This is a genomic window from Streptomyces sp. NPDC017095 (assembly GCF_044332325.1).
GTDB lineage: Bacteria > Actinomycetota > Actinomycetes > Streptomycetales > Streptomycetaceae > Streptomyces.
In genome coordinates this window covers 305,416-321,850 of sequence record NZ_JBIROU010000005.1, presented here as the reverse complement: position 1 = coordinate 321,850, position 16,435 = coordinate 305,416, and the positions used below count along the sequence as shown (strand labels likewise).

The 16,435-nt window shown below is 75.0% G+C and carries 11 protein-coding genes; 7 read left to right on the top strand and 4 right to left on the bottom strand.

Annotation, left to right across the window (positions count from 1 at the left end; genetic code table 11):
- Nucleotides 1-417 precede the first annotated feature (417 nt).
- Nucleotides 418-1,197, bottom strand: coding sequence for a hypothetical protein (locus ACH4OA_RS12795; protein WP_365883521.1), 780 nt, complete (start codon nt 1,195-1,197; stop codon nt 418-420).
- A 152-nt stretch (nt 1,198-1,349) separates the two neighbouring features.
- Entirely contained in the window at nt 1,350-3,032 is a 1,683-nt protein-coding gene (locus tag ACH4OA_RS12790) for a PucR family transcriptional regulator (protein WP_397943749.1), read from the bottom strand.
- A gap of 354 nt (nt 3,033-3,386) precedes the next feature.
- Between ACH4OA_RS12790 and ACH4OA_RS12785 the strand changes: the two genes are divergently transcribed.
- The 5 genes from ACH4OA_RS12785 to ACH4OA_RS12765 all read left to right on the top strand — a co-directional run bounded on the left by ACH4OA_RS12785 (nt 3,387) and on the right by ACH4OA_RS12765 (nt 10,060).
- Nucleotides 3,387-4,289, top strand: a complete 903-nt coding sequence (locus ACH4OA_RS12785; protein WP_365883519.1) for a xanthine dehydrogenase family protein subunit M — start codon at nt 3,387-3,389, stop codon at nt 4,287-4,289.
- Complete coding sequence (locus ACH4OA_RS12780) at nt 4,289-4,861, top strand: (2Fe-2S)-binding protein (RefSeq protein ID WP_365941527.1); 573 nt, start codon at nt 4,289-4,291, stop codon at nt 4,859-4,861. Before ACH4OA_RS12785 ends, ACH4OA_RS12780 begins: the two co-directional genes overlap by 1 nt.
- Before the next feature lie 2 nt (nt 4,862-4,863).
- Nucleotides 4,864-7,248 carry a xanthine dehydrogenase family protein molybdopterin-binding subunit gene (locus tag ACH4OA_RS12775; RefSeq protein ID WP_397968933.1) on the top strand — a complete coding sequence of 795 codons (2,385 nt, stop codon included), beginning with the start codon at nt 4,864-4,866 and terminating at the stop codon, nt 7,246-7,248.
- 155 nt (nt 7,249-7,403) lie between these two features.
- Nucleotides 7,404-8,861, top strand: a complete 1,458-nt coding sequence (locus tag ACH4OA_RS12770) for an NCS2 family permease (RefSeq protein ID WP_365883636.1) — start codon at nt 7,404-7,406, stop codon at nt 8,859-8,861.
- 47 nt (nt 8,862-8,908) lie between these two features.
- Nucleotides 8,909-10,060, top strand: a complete 1,152-nt coding sequence (locus ACH4OA_RS12765; protein WP_397968931.1) for an XdhC family protein — start codon at nt 8,909-8,911, stop codon at nt 10,058-10,060.
- A gap of 934 nt (nt 10,061-10,994) precedes the next feature.
- On the opposite strand, the gene ACH4OA_RS12760 is transcribed toward ACH4OA_RS12765, so the two are convergent.
- Nucleotides 10,995-11,435 (bottom strand): SRPBCC family protein, encoded by a 441-nt coding sequence (locus ACH4OA_RS12760; protein WP_397943754.1) that lies wholly within the window; start codon nt 11,433-11,435, stop codon nt 10,995-10,997.
- An 85-nt stretch (nt 11,436-11,520) separates the two neighbouring features.
- Nucleotides 11,521-12,288, bottom strand: a complete 768-nt coding sequence (locus ACH4OA_RS12755) for a polysaccharide deacetylase family protein (protein ID WP_365883153.1) — start codon at nt 12,286-12,288, stop codon at nt 11,521-11,523.
- Nucleotides 12,289-12,464: 176 nt separating this feature from the next.
- Between ACH4OA_RS12755 and ACH4OA_RS12750 the strand changes: the two genes are divergently transcribed.
- Both ACH4OA_RS12750 and ACH4OA_RS12745 read left to right on the top strand, forming a co-directional pair.
- Nucleotides 12,465-14,153: a trypsin-like peptidase domain-containing protein gene (locus ACH4OA_RS12750; RefSeq protein ID WP_397968930.1), complete on the top strand. Its 1,689-nt coding sequence runs from the start codon at nt 12,465-12,467 to the stop codon at nt 14,151-14,153.
- Nucleotides 14,150-16,426, top strand: a complete 2,277-nt coding sequence (locus tag ACH4OA_RS12745; protein ID WP_397943758.1) for a tetratricopeptide repeat protein — start codon at nt 14,150-14,152, stop codon at nt 16,424-16,426. The genes ACH4OA_RS12750 and ACH4OA_RS12745 overlap by 4 nt, the downstream gene beginning before the upstream one ends.
- Nucleotides 16,427-16,435: the final 9 nt, after the last annotated feature.

The window sequence follows — 16,435 nt, the reverse complement described above, 5'->3', positions numbered from 1 at the left end:
CGCTCCCGCATCCGGCGCCACCTCCGAAGCACCCGGTCCTCGTCCCGCCCCCGGCGGGGGGAGCGCCCCCGGAGGGGCGCGGGGAACGGCGCGCCCAGCCACGACGCTCCCGCATCCGGCGCCACCTCCGAAGCACCCGGTCCTCGTCCCGCCCCCGGCGGGGGGAGCGCCCCCGGAGGGGCGCGGGGGACGGCGCGCCCGGCCACGACGCTCCCGCACCCGGCAACACCTCCGAAGCACCCGGCCCCTGCCCCGCCCCCCCGGCGCGTCCCGCAGCCGCCCCCGGCGCGGGAAGCGCGCCCGGAGGGGCGCGGGGAACTGCGCGCCGAGCCACGACGCTCCCGCACCCGGCAACACCCCCGACGCACCCCGCCCCTGCCCCGTCCCCGCGGCGCGTCCCGGCACGGGAGGTGTCCCCTACGCCGTAGCCGCCCCCGGAGCCGGCGGAGCCAACTGGTGGGTCAGCCAGGTGGGGACCCCGCCGAGGAGGCGGAACAGCCGGCGGGCCTCCTCCCGCAGCCGGGACGCCTCCGGCTCCTCCGCCGTGTCGGCCAGCGACGCCAGCGCCGGCGCCGTACCCACCAGATAGCCCAGCTCCTCCCGGATCCGCAGCGATTCGGCGAAGCCGCGCCGCGCCTCGGCCACCTCCCCTTCCCGCAGGGCGAGCCCGGCCAGATGGCGCCAGGTGAAGGACAGCAGGAGCTGGTCGCCGTGCGCCGTCGCGCCCGCGTGCGCGCGGCGGTACGCGGCGCGGGCCGCCTGCGGGGCGCCCGCCAGGTTCTGCGCCACCAGCCCGCGCCGGAAGTCCAGCAGCGCCCGCGCCGCGGCCCCCGGCGGCACCAGCGCCGCCGCCCGGCCCAGCGCGGCCCGCGCCTCGTCGGCCCGGTCGCGCACCCCGAGCAGCGTGGCGGCGTACGCCAGATAGCCCCGCTCGCAGGCGGCGGCCCCCCGCTCCTCGTCGCCGTGCGCCAGCGCCTCCGCCGTCCGCAGCGCGTCCTCCGCCTCCTCCCAGCCCCGCTCGGTGTACAGACACCGCTCGGCCAGCAGCGCGGCCCGCTGCAAGGCCGGGGCGGCGCGGTCGGCCGGCAGCAGGGCCGCGGCGTCGGCCCAGCAGGCCCGGCTGCGCAACCGCCATACCGCGGTCTGGACAGGATCGTCATCGGTCGTTCCGGCACCAGACATGGCGGTATGCGCCATGTTGCCCTCCCCATGCGCGCCATCGAGCTGTTGAGTGGTGGCGGCATTCCAGCACCAATCCACGGGCCCGGCCAAGAGGGTGGGTGAAAGATTTCACAAAGTCGTGGGGCGCGGGCGTGACCGGGTTTGGCCGGCGCGCGCCCCCGCTGACCTCAGCTCATGCGCAGGGCCAGGAAGAAGTCCAGCTTGTCCTCCAGCCGGGACAGGTCCCGTCCCGTCAACTGCTCGATCCGGCCCACCCGGTAGCGCAGCGTGTTGACGTGCAGGTGGAGCCGGGTGGCGCAGCGGGTCCAGGAGCCGTCGCAGTCGAGGAACGCCTCCAGGGTCGGGATCAGCTCGGCCCGGTGCCGGCGGTCGTAGTCCTTCAGCGGGTCCAGCAGCCGCGCGGTGAAGGCGCGGCGCACGTCGTCCGGGACGAAGGGCAGCAGCAGGACGTGGCTGGCCAGCTCCTGGTGGCCGGCCGCGCAGACCCGGCCGGTGCGGGCGGCGGCGACCCGGCGGGCGTGCCGGGCCTCCTCCAGGGCGCCGCGCAGGCCCTCCGCCGAGTGCACCGCCGCGCTGACGCCGAGGGTGAGCCGGCCGTCGTCGTCCAGGCCCGCCGTCAGCGGCTCGCGCACCGACCGCAGCAGCGCGTCGGCGAGCAGCCCGGTCTCGGAGCCGTCGTGCTCGGCGGCGACCGCGGGCAGGGGCACCAGGGCGATCGCCTCGTCGCCGGTGTGGGCCACGGCGATGCGGTCCGAGGGCTCCGGGCCGGTCGCCAGCGGATCGACCAGCACCTCCTCCAGCAGGGACTGGGCGACCGGCCCGCCCTCGACCTGTCCGCCCTCCCACTCCACGCGGGCCACCACGACCTGCCAGTGCGGGGCCGCGCCGAGCCCGGGCAGCAGCACCGGCGCCGCCACCCGCAGCCGGGCGGCGATCTCGGCGGGCGCGGCGCCGGTCTGCACCAGCTCCAGCACCTCCTGGGCCAGCCGGCGCCGGACCGTGCGGGCCGCGTCCCGGCGGTCCCGCTCGACGGCGATGAGCTGGGTGACGCCCTGGAGCAGGTCCAGGCGCTCGCCGGGCCAGTCGCCGGCGTCCGCCTCGACGGCCAGCAGCCAGTCCGAAAGCACCGTCTCGCGGACGTCGCGGACCTGGCGGGCGGCCTGCGGGGAGCGGCCGGAGGAGCGGATCGGGAACAGCGAGTAGGTGCCGGCGCCGAGCTGGACCCGGTGCGGGCCGCGCCGGCCGGTGCGGGTGGCCGCCAGGTGCTCGGCGGCGAGCCGGGAGCAGCTCTCGGCGGGCAGCGCCGGGCCCGCCACCTTGGAGCCGGCGATCAGCCGGCCGGTGGGCGAGAGCACCCAGGCGCGCAGGTCCAGGTCGGAGCCGAGCAGGTCGAGGACCACGTCCGGGCCGCCGCCCGCCGGGCCCGAGGTCATCATCCGGCGGTGCCGGTCCACCACCGCGGCCAGGTCCCCGGCGCGCTCCCCGGAGACCTGCCGCACCACGTGCTCGGTGATCGTCGCGAACGCCACCGACTCGTGCACCGCGAACAGCGGCAGCCGGTGCCTGGCGCAGGCCAGCACCAGGTCGTCCGGGACGGCGCCCAGCTCCGCCTCGCCGGCCGCCAGGGCCGCCACGCCGGCCTGCACCAGGGTCCGTACGAAGGGCTCGGAGTCGGCGGCGTCCCGGCGCCAGGCCAGACCCGTGAGCACCAGCTCCCCACCGGAGAGGTAGCGGCTCGGGTCGCGCAGGTCGGTGGTCATGACCCCGCGTACCGCGCGGTCCAGCTCGTCCTCGCCGCCGAGCAGCCGCAGCCCCAGCGCATCGGTGTCCAGCAGTGCGCGCAGCCGCATCTCGTCCGCCGCCGTTCTTTGTCTCGAAACCTACGATGAATCCCGGGGGCCCCGGCCGGGGCCGCGCCGGGCCGTCCGAACCGGACGCCCGGGGACCTGTCCCACGGGTCTCCGCGCTGTTTCCCGCGTTTCCCCGGGAAATCGGAGAGGTTGCCGATGGCCTCCGTTCATACGAATCTACAAGATGCCTCTGTTGGCCAGCCAACTCCTTCATGGTTTCGGTGACTGACCCCGCCGGAGTACACGGCGGTGTACTGAGTCCACTCCGCGTTAACAGCACAGGAACGAGCCGGGCCCGCCGCACACGGATTGGCTCAATCCGTACGACTCACGAGACGAAGAAGAGAGCCGGTCATGGACTTCCTTCGCCCCGCCAGCTGGGAGGAGGCGCTCGCCGCGAAGGCCGAGCACCCCACCGCTGTGCCGATTGCGGGCGGCACCGATGTGATGGTCGAGATCAACTTCGACCACCGCCGGCCCGAGTACCTGCTCGACCTGAACCGCGTCGGCGATCTCTACGAGTGGGAGGCCGGCGAGGAGAGCGTACGGCTGGGCGCCTCCGTCCCGTACACCGCGATCATGGAGAATCTCCGTGCCGAGCTGCCGGGCCTCGCGCTCGCCTCGCACACGGTCGCCTCCCCGCAGATCCGCAACCGCGGCGGCGTCGGCGGCAACCTCGGCACGGCCTCGCCCGCCGGCGACGCCCACCCCGCCCTTCTCGCCGCCGGCGCGGAGGTCGAGGTGGAGTCCGCGGCCCGCGGCACCCGCCGCATCCCGATCGACGCGTTCTACACCGGCGTCAAGCGCAACGCGCTCCAGCCCGACGAGCTGATCCGCGCCGTGCACATCGCGAAGGCCGACGGCCCGCAGCAGTACTCGAAGGTCGGCACCCGCAACGCCATGGTCATCGCCGTGTGCGCGTTCGGCCTCGCCCTGCACCCCGACACCCGGACCGTGCGCACCGGCATCGGCTCGGCCGCCCCCACCCCGGTGCGGGCCAAGACCGCCGAGGAGTTCCTGAACGCGGCCCTGGAGGAGGGCGGCTTCTGGGACAACGGCAAGATCATCACCCCGTCGGTCGCCAAGCGGTTCGCGGACCTGTGCGCGGCCGCCTGCAACCCGATCGACGACGTCCGGGGCACCGCGAGCTACCGCCGGCACGCCGTCGGCGTGATGGCCCGCCGGACGCTCACCTGGACCTGGGAGTCGTACCGCGGCACCCGGGGCACCGCCTATCGCAAGGGAGGCGCCGCGTAATGCGCGTCAACTTCACCGTCAACGGGCGCCCGCAGGAGGCCGACGACGTCTGGGAGGGCGAGTCCCTGCTGTACGTGCTGCGCGAGCGGCTCGGCCTGCCGGGCTCCAAGAACGCCTGCGAGCAGGGCGAGTGCGGCTCCTGCACCGTACGGCTCGACGGCGTGCCGGTCTGCTCCTGTCTGGTCGCGGCCGGCCAGGCCGAGGGCCGCGAGGTGGTGACCGTCGAGGGCCTCGCCGACTTCGCCCGGCAGCGCGCCTGCGGCACGGACCCGCGCGGCACCTCGCTCGACGAGGCCGCGTCCTGGCAGGCCAAGGGCGCCGGCTCGCAGACCGGCGAGGGCGCCGGACTCAGCCCCGTGCAGCAGGCGTTCATCGACGCCGGCGCCGTCCAGTGCGGCTTCTGCACCCCGGGCCTGCTCGTCGCCTCCGACGAACTCCTGGAGCGCAACCCGAACCCGACCGACGCCGACATCCGCGAGGCGCTGTCGGGCAACCTGTGCCGCTGCACCGGCTACGAGAAGATCATGGACGCGGTCCGTCTGGCGGCCGCCCGCCAGTCCGAGGGGGTCTGAGCATGCCGGCCAACGGCGCACCCACCACCATCACCCAGGGCTCCAACACCAAGGGCGGCATCGGCGAGTCCACGCTCCGCCCGGACGGCACCCTGAAGGTCACCGGCGAGTTCGCGTACTCCTCCGACATGTGGCACGAGGACATGCTGTGGGGCCAGATCCTGCGCTCCACCGTCGCACACGCCGAGATCGTCTCCATCGACACCTCCGAGGCCCTGGCCACGCCGGGCGTGTACGCCGTCCTGACCTACGACGACCTGCCCACCGAGGTGCGGAACTACGGCCTGGAGATCCAGGACACCCCGGTCCTCGCCCACGGCAAGGTGCGCCACCACGGCGAGCCGGTCGCGCTGGTCGCCGCCGACCACCCGGAGACGGCCCGCCGCGCCGCCGCCAAGATCAAGGTCGAGTACCGCGAACTGCCGGTGATCACGGACGAGAAGTCGGCCCTCGCGCCGGACGCCCTCCTCGTCCACGACCACCGCGACGACCACCACAGCGGGCACGTCCCGCACCCGAACATCGTGCACCGCCAGCCGATCGTCCGCGGCGACGCGGCGAAGGCCCGCGAGCGCGCCGACGTCGTCGTCACGGGCGAGTACACCTTCGGCATGCAGGACCAGGCGTTCCTCGGCCCCGAGTCCGGCCTCGCCGTGCCCGAGGAGGACGGCGGCGTCCACCTCTACATCGCCACCCAGTGGCTCCACTCCGACCTGCGCCAGATGGCGCCCGTCCTCGGCCTGCCCGAGGAGAAGGTGCGCATGACGCTGGCCGGCGTCGGCGGCGCCTTCGGCGGACGCGAGGACCTGTCGATGCAGATCCACGCCTGCCTGCTCGCGCTGCGCACCGGCAAGCCGGTGAAGATCGTCTACAACCGGTTCGAGTCCTTCTTCGGGCACGTCCACCGCCACCCGGCCAAGCTGTACTACGAGCACGGCGCCACCAAGGACGGCAAGCTCACCCACGTCAAGTGCCGGATCGTGCTGGACGGCGGCGCCTACGCCTCCGCCTCCCCGGCGGTCGTCGGCAACGCCGCCTCGCTCAGCGTCGGACCGTACGTCGTGGAGGACGTGGACATCGAGGCCGTCGCCCTCTACACCAACAACCCGCCCTGCGGCGCCATGCGCGGCTTCGGCGCGGTCCAGGCGTGCTTCGCCTACGAGGCGCAGATGGACAAGCTGGCGAAGCGGCTCGGGCTTGACCCGGTGGAGTTCCGGCAGCGCAACGCGATGGAGCAGGGCACCCTCATGCCGACCGGGCAGCCGGTCGACTCCCCGGCACCGGTCGCCGAACTGCTGCGCCGCGTCAAGGCGATGCCGCTGCCGCCGGAGCGCCAGTGGGAGTCCAGCGAGGGCGCCGACGTACGGCAGCTGCCCGGCGGGCTGTCCAACACCACGCACGGCGAGGGCGTCGTACGCGGCGTCGGCTACGCGGTCGGCATCAAGAACGTCGGCTTCTCCGAGGGCTTCGACGACTACTCCACCGCCAGGGTCCGCATGGAGGTGGTGGGCGGCCAGCCCGTCGCCACCGTGCACACCGCGATGGCGGAGGTCGGCCAGGGCGGCGTCACGGTCCACGCGCAGATCGCACGCACCGAGCTCGGCGTCACCCAGGTGACCATCCACCCGGCCGACACCCAGGTGGGCAGCGCCGGTTCGACCTCGGCCTCCCGGCAGACGTACGTCACCGGCGGCGCCGTGAAGAACGCCTGCGAGCTGGTGCGCGAGAAGGTGCTGGAGATCGGCCGGCGCAAGTTCGGCTCCTACCACCCGGCCTGGGCCACGGCCGAACTCCTGCTGGAGGGCGGCAAGGTCGTCACCGACGGCGGCGAGGTCCTCGGCGACCTGGCCGACGTGCTGGAGGGCGAGGCCGTGGAGGTCGAGGCGGAGTGGCGGCACCGGCCGACCGAGCCCTTCGACCTGCGCACCGGCCAGGGCAACGGACACGTCCAGTACTCCTTCGCCGCGCACCGCGCCGTGGTCGAGGTCGACACCGAACTCGGCCTGGTCAAGGTGATCGAGCTGGCCTGCGCCCAGGACGTCGGCAAGGCGCTCAACCCGCTCTCGGTCGTCGGCCAGATCCAGGGCGGCACCACTCAGGGCCTGGGCGTGGCCGTCATGGAGGAGATCGTCGTCGACCCGAAGACGGCGAAGGTCAGGAACCCCTCCTTCACGGACTACCTGATCCCCACCATCCTCGACACGCCGACCATCCCGGTCGATGTGCTCGAACTCGCCGACGACCACGCGCCGTACGGCCTGCGCGGCATCGGCGAGGCCCCGACCCTGTCGTCCACCCCGGCCGTCCTCGCGGCGATCCGGAACGCGACCGGACTGGAGCTGAACCGCACACCGGTGCGGCCCGAGCACCTGACGGGCACCGCGTAACCCGCCGGAGACCCAACCGGTGCTCTTCCGGGAGGACGTCCCTCCTCCCGGCCCCACTGTTCGTCTCGGGCCGTCCCCCGGGCCGTCCATCCCAAATCCCGCGCACCGCCGCCGGCGGTGGCACGGGTGTCCCTATGAACCTTGGGAGTTGGCCCATGACCCAGCAGTCAGTGGAGCCCAGGACCGCGGCCGAGGACGCAGGCGAAGGCAGCCGCGTCCCCGCGGGGCGGTCCTGGCTCGACCGGTACTTCCACATATCCAGAAGAGGATCCACGGTCGCGCGTGAGGTGCGCGGCGGCATCACCACCTTCATGGCGATGGCCTACATCCTCCTGCTCAACCCGCTGATCCTGTCCGGCAAGGACGCGGCGGGGGACACGCTCGGCCAGAAGGCGCTGATCACCGCGACGGCGTTCGCGGCGGCCCTCACCACGCTGCTGATGGGCTTCGTCGGCAAGGTGCCGCTGGCCCTCGCCGCCGGCCTGTCCGTCTCCGGTGTCCTGTCCACCCAGGTCGCCCCCGAGATGACCTGGCCGCAGGCCATGGGCATGTGCGTGATGTACGGCGTGGTGATCATGCTGCTCGTCGTCACCGGGCTGCGTGAAATGATCATGAACGCGATCCCGCTGGCGCTCAAGCACGGCATCACGATGGGCATCGGCCTGTTCATCGCGTTCATCGGTTTCTACAAGTCCGGCTTCGTCCACCAGGGCAAGGGCGGCCCGGTCAGCCTCGGCCCCGCCGGCGAGCTGACCGGCTGGCCGGTCCTGCTCTTCGCCGGCACCCTGCTGCTCGTCTTCATGCTCCAGGCCCGGAACATCCCCGGCGCCATCCTCATCGGCATCGTCAGCGGCACGGTCGTCGCCGCGGTGCTGAACGCGGCCGGGGTCGTCGACGCCCGGCAGTGGGCCGCCGGCGCGCCCGAGCTGCACGGCGGCGCGGTGTCCATGCCCGACTTCTCGCTCTTCGGCGACGTCGAGTTCGGCGGCTGGGGCGAGGTCGGCGCGATGACCGTCGGCATGATCGTCTTCACGCTGGTGCTGGCGGGCTTCTTCGACGCGATGGCCACCATCATCGGCGTCGGCACCGAGGCCGACCTCGCCGACGACAAGGGCCGCATGCCGGGCCTGTCCAAGGCGCTGTTCATCGACGGCGCCGGCGGCGCGATCGGCGGAGTGGCGGGCGGCTCCGGCCAGACCGTGTTCATCGAGTCGGCCACCGGTGTCGGCGAGGGCGCCCGCACCGGGCTCGCCTCGGTCGTCACCGGCCTGTTCTTCGCGGCCTGCCTGTTCTTCACGCCGGTCACCGCGATCGTCCCGCAGGAGGTCGCGTCCGCCGCCCTGGTCGTCATCGGCGCCATGATGCTGATGAACGCCCGGCACGTGGACTGGGCCGACCGCGCGACCGCCGTCCCGGTCTTCCTGACCGTCGTGCTGATGCCGTTCACGTACACGATCACCACCGGTGTCGCCGCGGGCGTCATCTCCTACGTCGCCATCAAGACCGCCCAGGGCAGGGCCCGCGAGATCGGCGCCTTCATGTGGGGTTTGACGATCGTGTTCCTCGTGTACTTCGCCCTTCACCCCATCGAGGGCTGGCTGGGCGTCCGCTAGCCCGCCCGGACGCACCCCGCCCCGCACTCTTGTGAGGAGACCGACAGATGCTGGACATCGCCGAGGAACTGAACCGGTGGGTCGGGCAGGGCCGTGACTTCGCCGTCGCCACCGTGGTGGCCGTCGGGGGCAGCGCCCCGCGCCTGCCGGGCGCCGCGCTCGCGGTGGACACCGACGGCACGGCCGTCGGCTCGGTCTCCGGCGGCTGCGTGGAGGGCGCCGTGTACGAGCTGTGCCGGCAGGCGCTCGAGGACGGCGAGAGCGTCCTCGAACGCTTCGGCTACAGCGACGAGGACGCCTTCGCCGTCGGCCTGACCTGCGGCGGCGTCATCGACGTCCTGGTCACGCCGGTCCGGGCGGACGATCCCGCCCGGCCGGTGCTGGCGACCGCGCTGGCCGCCGCCGCCCGGGGGGAGGCGGCGGCGGTCGCGCGGATCGCCGAGGGCCCGGCCCAGCTGCGGGGCCGGGCCCTCCTCGTCCGGCCCGACGGGTCGTACGACGGCGGGTTCGGCGGCCACCCCGAGCTGGACCGCACGGTCGCCGCCGAGGCCGGCGCCCTCCTGGACGCGGGCCGCACCACCGCCCTGGAGATCGGCGAACAGGGCTCGCGCTGCGGCGCCCCGCTCACCGTCCTGGTCGAGTCCTCCGTCCCGCCGCCCCGGATGATCGTCTTCGGCGCGATCGACTTCGCGTCGGCGCTGGTGCGGGCCGGCAAGTTCCTCGGCTACCACGTCACGGTGTGCGACGCCCGCCCGGTGTTCGCCACCCGCGCCCGCTTCCCGGAGGCCGACGAGATCGTCGTGGAGTGGCCGCACGAGTACCTGGGGCGCACCCGGACCGACGCCCGTACCGTCCTGTGCGTCCTCACCCACGACGCCAAGTTCGACGTACCGCTGCTGGAGCTGGCGCTGCGGCTGCCGGTCGCCTACGTCGGCGCCATGGGCTCCCGCCGCACCCACCTGGACCGCAACGAGCGGCTGCGCGCCGTCGGCGTCACCGAACTGGAGCTGGCCCGGCTGCGCTCCCCGATCGGGCTGGACCTCGGCGCCCGCACGCCCGAGGAGACGGCGCTGTCCATCGCGGCGGAGATCGTCGCCGCCCGGCGCGGCGGCAGCGGTGTCTCCCTGACCGGCGCCCACACCCCCATCCACCACGACACAACCACCCACCCGACGGGCCGGATCGGCTCGGTGGCCTGAACGGCCGCCCGCGGGCACAGCGCCCGCACCGTGTGGACTGGTGCGGCTTTCATGCCCTGGCCAGCGGCCGGCCACCCGCCCGGCGGGCCGGATCGGTTCCGTGGTCCGAACGGCCGTCTGCGGGCCCCGCGCCCGCGCCGCGTGGACTCGTGCGGCCCTCACGTCCTGGCCGGCGGCCGGTTGGCGGGCCGGATCGGTTCCGTGGCCTGAGCGGATGCCGGGGCAACCGGGCGTCTGCGGGCCCCGCCCCGCGCCGCGTGGGCTCGTGCGGCTTTAGCGCCCTGGCCGGCAGCCGGCCGATGGGCCGGATCGGGTCCGTGGCCTGGGCGGGCGCCGGGAGAACCGGCCGCCCGCGGGCCCCGCGCCCGCCGCGTGGACTGGTGCGGCTCTCACGCCCTGGCCAGCGGCCAGCGGCCGGCGGCCGGTTGGCGGGCCGGATCGGTTCCGTGGTCCGAGCGGCCGTCTGCGGGCCCCGCGCCCGCGTTGCGTCCTGGCCGGCGGCCGGCTGGCGGGCCGGATCGGGTCCGTGGGCTGAGCGGGCGCCGGGAGAGCCGGCCGCCTGCGGGCCCCGCGCGCACCGCGTGGGCTGGTGCGGCCGTCACGCCCTGGCCGGCAGCCGGCCACCCGGCCGATGGGCCGGATCGGGTCGGTGGCCTGAGCGGGCGCCGGGAGAGCCGGCCGCCTGCGGGCGCCGCGCCCGCCGCGCGTGGGCTCGTGTGGTTCTCACGCCCTGGCCGGCAGCCGCCCGGCGGGCCGGATCGGGTCGGTGGCCTGAGCGGACGACCGCGGGCGCCGCGCCCGCGTCGCGTGGACTGGTGCGGCCTTCACGCCCTGGCGGGCAGCCGGCCGTCCGCTCGGGCGGGCCGGATCGGGTCCGTGGCCTGAGCGGACGCCCGCGGGCCCCGCGCCCGCGCCGCGTGGGCCAGCGCCGTCCTCACGCCCCGGCCAGCAGGCGGTCGGCCGCACGGGCGAAAAGCCGGCGGGCCGTCCACCGCACCGCGCCGTCGAAGTACCGCGGCAGGAAGCGGATGCGCAGGTCCTCCCGCCACACCACCCGGCTGTGGTCCCCGGGCGCCGGGCCGACCTCGATCTCCGCCCAGCCCAGGACCACCCGGCCCCGCTTCTCCAGCCGGCACAGGCCGCCCTCGCCGCCGGCCGGCGGGCGCCACACCGTCACCTCCATGACGTCGTCCACGGTGACCGGGCCGAGCCGGGACCGGGCCACGAAACGCGTGCCCTCGCGGGTCGGCGCGGGCGTGAGCACCCTGATCCGGGTCAGCGGGACGGCGTCGGCGTGGCGCGGCCACTCGGTGAGCCGGCGCCAGGCCTCGCCGGGCGGGAGGGGCGCCGTGCGCGCGAGGGAGAAGAGGGGCACGCGACCGATCGTAGGCACGGCGGGCCGCCGGGCGTGGCACGCCGGGCGGCGACGCGCGCGCCCGGCATGATCCAGGCGGGAGGCCCTACGGCCGGTACACCTTGCCGGGCTCGGCCTTGCCGGGGGCCAGGAGCTGCGGGACCGTCACGAAGACGTAGCCGCGGGCCTTCAGCGCGTCGATGATGCCGGGCACGGCCGGCACGGTGCCGGGGTAGATGTCGTGCAGCAGGATGATCCCGTCCCGGGAGGACTGGTCGAGGACGCGCTGGGTGATGAGCGCGGAGTCGTCGGTCGTGTAGTCCTTGGCGGTCACGCTCCACAGCACCTCCGCCAGGCCCAGCTCCTTGCAGATCTCGTGCACGTTCGCGTCGGTACGGCCCTGCGGCGGGCGCATCAGGGTCGGCTTGTGCCCGGTGAGCCGTTCGATCGCCTCGTTGGGCCGGTTCAGCTCCTCGCGTATCTGCCGGTCCGATATGCGGGTGAGGATCTTGTGGTCCCAGGTGTGGCTCGCGACCTCGTGGCCCTCCGCCGCCATCCGCTTGACCAGCTCCGGGTACTTCTCGATGTGCCGCTTGCCGAGCAGGAAGAAGGTGGCCGGGACCTTCTTCTCCTTCAGGATGTCGAGCAGCCGCGCCGAGTTCTCGCTCGGCCCCGCGTCGAAGGTGAGCGCGATGCACTTGGCCTTGCGGCAGTCGGCGGTCCCGAACTTCGCGGGCGCGCCGTGCGCCGCCTCGGTGCGGGCGGTGCTCGGGGCGGTCGTGTCGACCTGGGCGCAGCCGGACAGCGCCAGCGTCAGGCCCGCCGCGGCCAGGACGAGGGCCCGGCGGCGCAACCTCCCGCCCGTTCCGTGCATCTTCCTGGGCGCGCGCTGCGGCGTCGGCGTCGTGTCGGTCAATTGAGCCATGCCGGCACTATACACTGGGTGTATAGTGCACGTGTTCGGCCCCCTGGCCTCCCGGTTCCGGTCCTATACGACCTTCCCGTGCACACCGGTAGTACCGGACGGGTGCGGCGAGTAACCTCGGGACCATGACGCGCACGGGGGAGCGAGTCGGCACTTCGCGCTTACGGACACCGGCCTGGATCGCGCGCATCGAGGCGCCGGGCGGCCGGGTGCTCGGCGCGGGCGTGCTCCTCGCGCCGCAGCGGGTGCTGACCGCCGGCCATGTCGTGCGGCCCGGCCGCCCCTACACCGTCCGCCTCGTCGGCGTCCCCGGTCTGCGTCCCGTGGCCGCCGCCGTCCGCCCCGAGGAGCACGTGCCCCAGCGCGAGGACACCTTCGGCGACCGCAGCGGCGACCTCGCCCTGCTGCGCCTGGCCGAGCCCCTGCCCGCCGAGCACACCACCCGGCTCTACCGGCTGGCCGCCTCGCACGGCCCCGTCAGCATGTACGGCTTCCCGGACGACGACGACGCCGGACGCTGGCACGGCGCCACCCTGGTCGCCGCCCGCGGCCGGGACAGCCAGGTCCAGTTGCGCCCGCTCACCCCGGACGAGCTGGCCGCCCCCGGTTTCAGCGGCGGCGGCGTCGTGGACCACGCCACCGACCAGGTCATCGGCATCGTCCTCAGCGTCGACGACCGGGGTCCCGCCTTCAGCTACATGAGCCCCACCGAGACCATCCTCAGCCATCTGCCGCAGGTCGCCGCCTGGACCGACGGCGCCGAGGCCGTCGACCCGCGGCTGCGCACCAGCACCGGCGCCAGCGCCGGCCGGCTCGACGTGCCGTTCGCCACCGAACTCGCCTGCTGGCTGCGCGGCGAGGGCTGGCCGGTGCTCGTCACCGTCGTGCCCGGCCACGGCGACCGCGCCTGGACCCTGCACCGGGCCGTCACCCTCGCCGACCGCGAACTGCGCACCCACCGCAACACCAGCGCCGTCAGCCACGACCCGCCCGAGACCGTGCCGCCCGCCGGCGCCCACGACGTCGCCCTGGACGTCGAGGGGCTGACCGCCGCGGAGGTCATGGACCGGATCGCCGAACGCCTCGGCATCCGGGGCGACCCCCGCCCCGAACGGCTCGGCGCCCCGCGCCTGCCGCTCGCCGCCGTACTGGTCGGCGTCGACCGGGCGGCCGAACCCGACGCCCTGCTCGGCGTCCTGGAGCGGCTCGCCCGCAAGGACGCCCGGCTGCTGCTGGCGTTCCGCGACCCCGGCGAGCCGGCGCAGCGGGCCGCCGAGGCCCTCGTCCACCGCCCGCTGCGCGACCGCTGGACCCGGCTGCACGCCGAACTCGACCGGCTCGTGGACGAGTCGGGGCCGGCGCTGGACTCCCTGCGGGACCGCGTGCTGCCCGGCCCCGGCGACCGGCTCCTGACCGACCAGGCCGAAGCCGCCGTACGCCGCACCCGGATGCTGCGCGCCTGGGTCGCCCACGCCCCCGACGAGGAGCACCAACCCGGCCGGGCCGGGCTGCTGTTCACCTTCGAGGAGGCCGTCGCCCGGCGCCGGCACCGGCTGGAGCGGGCCATCGGCCGGCTCGACGCCCGGCTGCGCCGCCGTGAGGAACTCCTCGGCCGCGTCGGCGCCGAATGGCCGCTGTGCCGGCAGCGGGCCGCCGCCCAGGGCGACCGGGTCATGTCGGCATACCGGATGTACGAGGAGGCGCTGTCGCTGCTGCGGCAGACGCCGTGCGACATCGAGCGGGCCGAGGCCGCCGTCGAACGGTTCGTCGGCTTCTGCTCCGCCACCGCACCGGAACAGGAGGGCGCGTCATGACCTCGTGCGTCCGGCCCGGCTGCGCGGGCCGCATCATGGCCACCGGCTACTGCGACACCTGCGGCCACCGGCACGCCGCACCGCGCAACGGCACACCGCGCACCACGGCGCGCACCGGACCGCCGCGCCGGCCCACGGCCGGCACCCCCGAGGAGCCGCCCGCCCCGGCCGCCGTGCACGCCGTCGCCGGGATCGGCGAACTCGACCAGCACGGCCTGGTCGTCTTGCCCGACATCCCCGTCCCCGACGACGTCCTCGTCGAGGACCCGCGCCCGCCCACCGGAGGCCGCCGCTGCGGCGTCGCCGGCTGCACCATGACCATCGGCGTCGGCTACGGCGGCCAGCCCGCCCGCGCCACCGGCCGCTGCCCGCGCTGCGGCCGGCCGTACTCGCTGCTGCCCCAGCTCTTCCCGGGCGACGTCGTCGCCGGCCACTACCGGGTGCTCGGCTGCCTCGCGCACGGCGGACAGGGCTGGATCTACCTCGCCGAGGACACCCGCGCCGACGGCCACCGGGTCGTCCTCAAGGGTCTGATCGACGTCCACGACGCGCTCGCCCGCCACACCGCCGTGGAGGAGCGCCGCTCCCTCACCGACCTGCACCACCCCGACATCGTCCGGCTCGTCACCTACGCCGAACACGGCGCCGCCGGCGGCCCGCCCACCGGCTACCTGGTCATGGACTACATCGGCGGACGCTCCCTGCAACAGCTCGTGGACGCCGACGACACCGACCGCGTCTTCCACGGCAGGCCCCGCCTCGACCACGTCCTGACCTACGGCTGCAAGATCCTCGGCGCCCTCCAGTACATGCACGAACGCGGCCTGCTCTACTGCGACATGAAGCCCGCCAACGTCATCCACTTCGGCCGCACCGTCAAGATCGTCGACCTCGGCGCGGTCCGCGCCGTCGGCGACCGCTCCTCCGCCTACGTCTACACGCCCGGCTTCGCCCCGCCCAAGGAGGAGATCGACCGGCGCGGCTGGCACGTCGACAGCGACCTGTACACCGTCGGCCTGACCCTCCAGGCCCTCGCCCGCGAGACCGAACGCGCCCGCGGCCTCGCCTCCGACTCCTTCCGCCGGCTCGTCGCCCGCGCCACCCACACCGAGCCCCGGGCCCGGTTCCGCTCGGCCGCCGAGATGTCCCGCCAGCTCTGGGAGGTGCTGCGCGAGTTCCGCGCGCTGCGGTTCGGCGAGCAACTGCCGCAGAGCTCCACCCGGTTCCGCGCGTCCGGCGCCAGCCTCGACGCCGGACTCGGCGCGATCCCCGCCCTCGCCCACTGGACCGGCCGCCCCGGCGACCGCCCGGCCGGCCTGGACGTCTCCCCGCCCGCCGCCGCCGAGGTGGCCGGCGCCCTGCCCGAACCGGTCCCCGACCCCGAGGACGGCGCCGCCCTGCTGCTGGACTCCTTCCCGCCCGACGCCCCCGACCGGGTCGCCCGGCAGTGGCCCCGCGAATCCCGCCTCGGCACGCCCGAGACCGCGCTCTGGCTGTGCCGCGCCTATCTGCGCAAGGGCGAGCAGCGGGCGGCGGATAGCTGGCTCGCCGAGGCCGAGACCCAGCTCGGCGAACGCGCCGCCGCCCACGACTGGCGCATCGCCTGGCACCACGGCGTGCTGCACCTGAGCAAGGGCGAGGTGGAGCCGGCCGGCGCCCGCTTCGACGCCGTCTACCAGGCCCTGCCCGGCGAGTACGTGCCCAAGCTGGCCCTCGGCTACTGCGCCGAACACACCGGCGCCGACCGCCCGGACCGGGCCATGCGGTACTACGAGGCCGTCTGGAAACGGGACTTCGCGCACACCGCCGCCGCCTTCGGCCTGGCCCGCGGCCACCTGGTCCGCGGCGACCGGGACGCCGCCGTACACGTCCTGGACGAGGTGCCCGCCACCTCCCGGCACCACGACGCCGCCCGCATCGCCGCCGTCCGGGTCCGGGCCGGCATCCTGCACGGCGGCCCGCCCACCCCGGCCGGTCTGCGGGACGCCGCCCGGCGGCTGCCCGGACTGCGCCTGGACGGCGGCGCGGCGGACGGCGAGTCCCGGGCCCGGCTGGTCGCCGAGGTCCGCGAGAACGCCCTGCACAGCCGGCCGGCGGCGGGCTGGGGGCCGGACTTCCCGGCCGGGGACCTGCTGGGCACCGGGGACGAGGAGAGCCTGCGCACCCGCCTGGAACGCTCCTTCCGGCAACTGGCCGCCCAGGCCACCACCGCCCGGGAACACGGCCGGCTGCTCGACCTGGCCCACGCCGTCCGCCCGATGACCACCTTCTGACCCACCCAC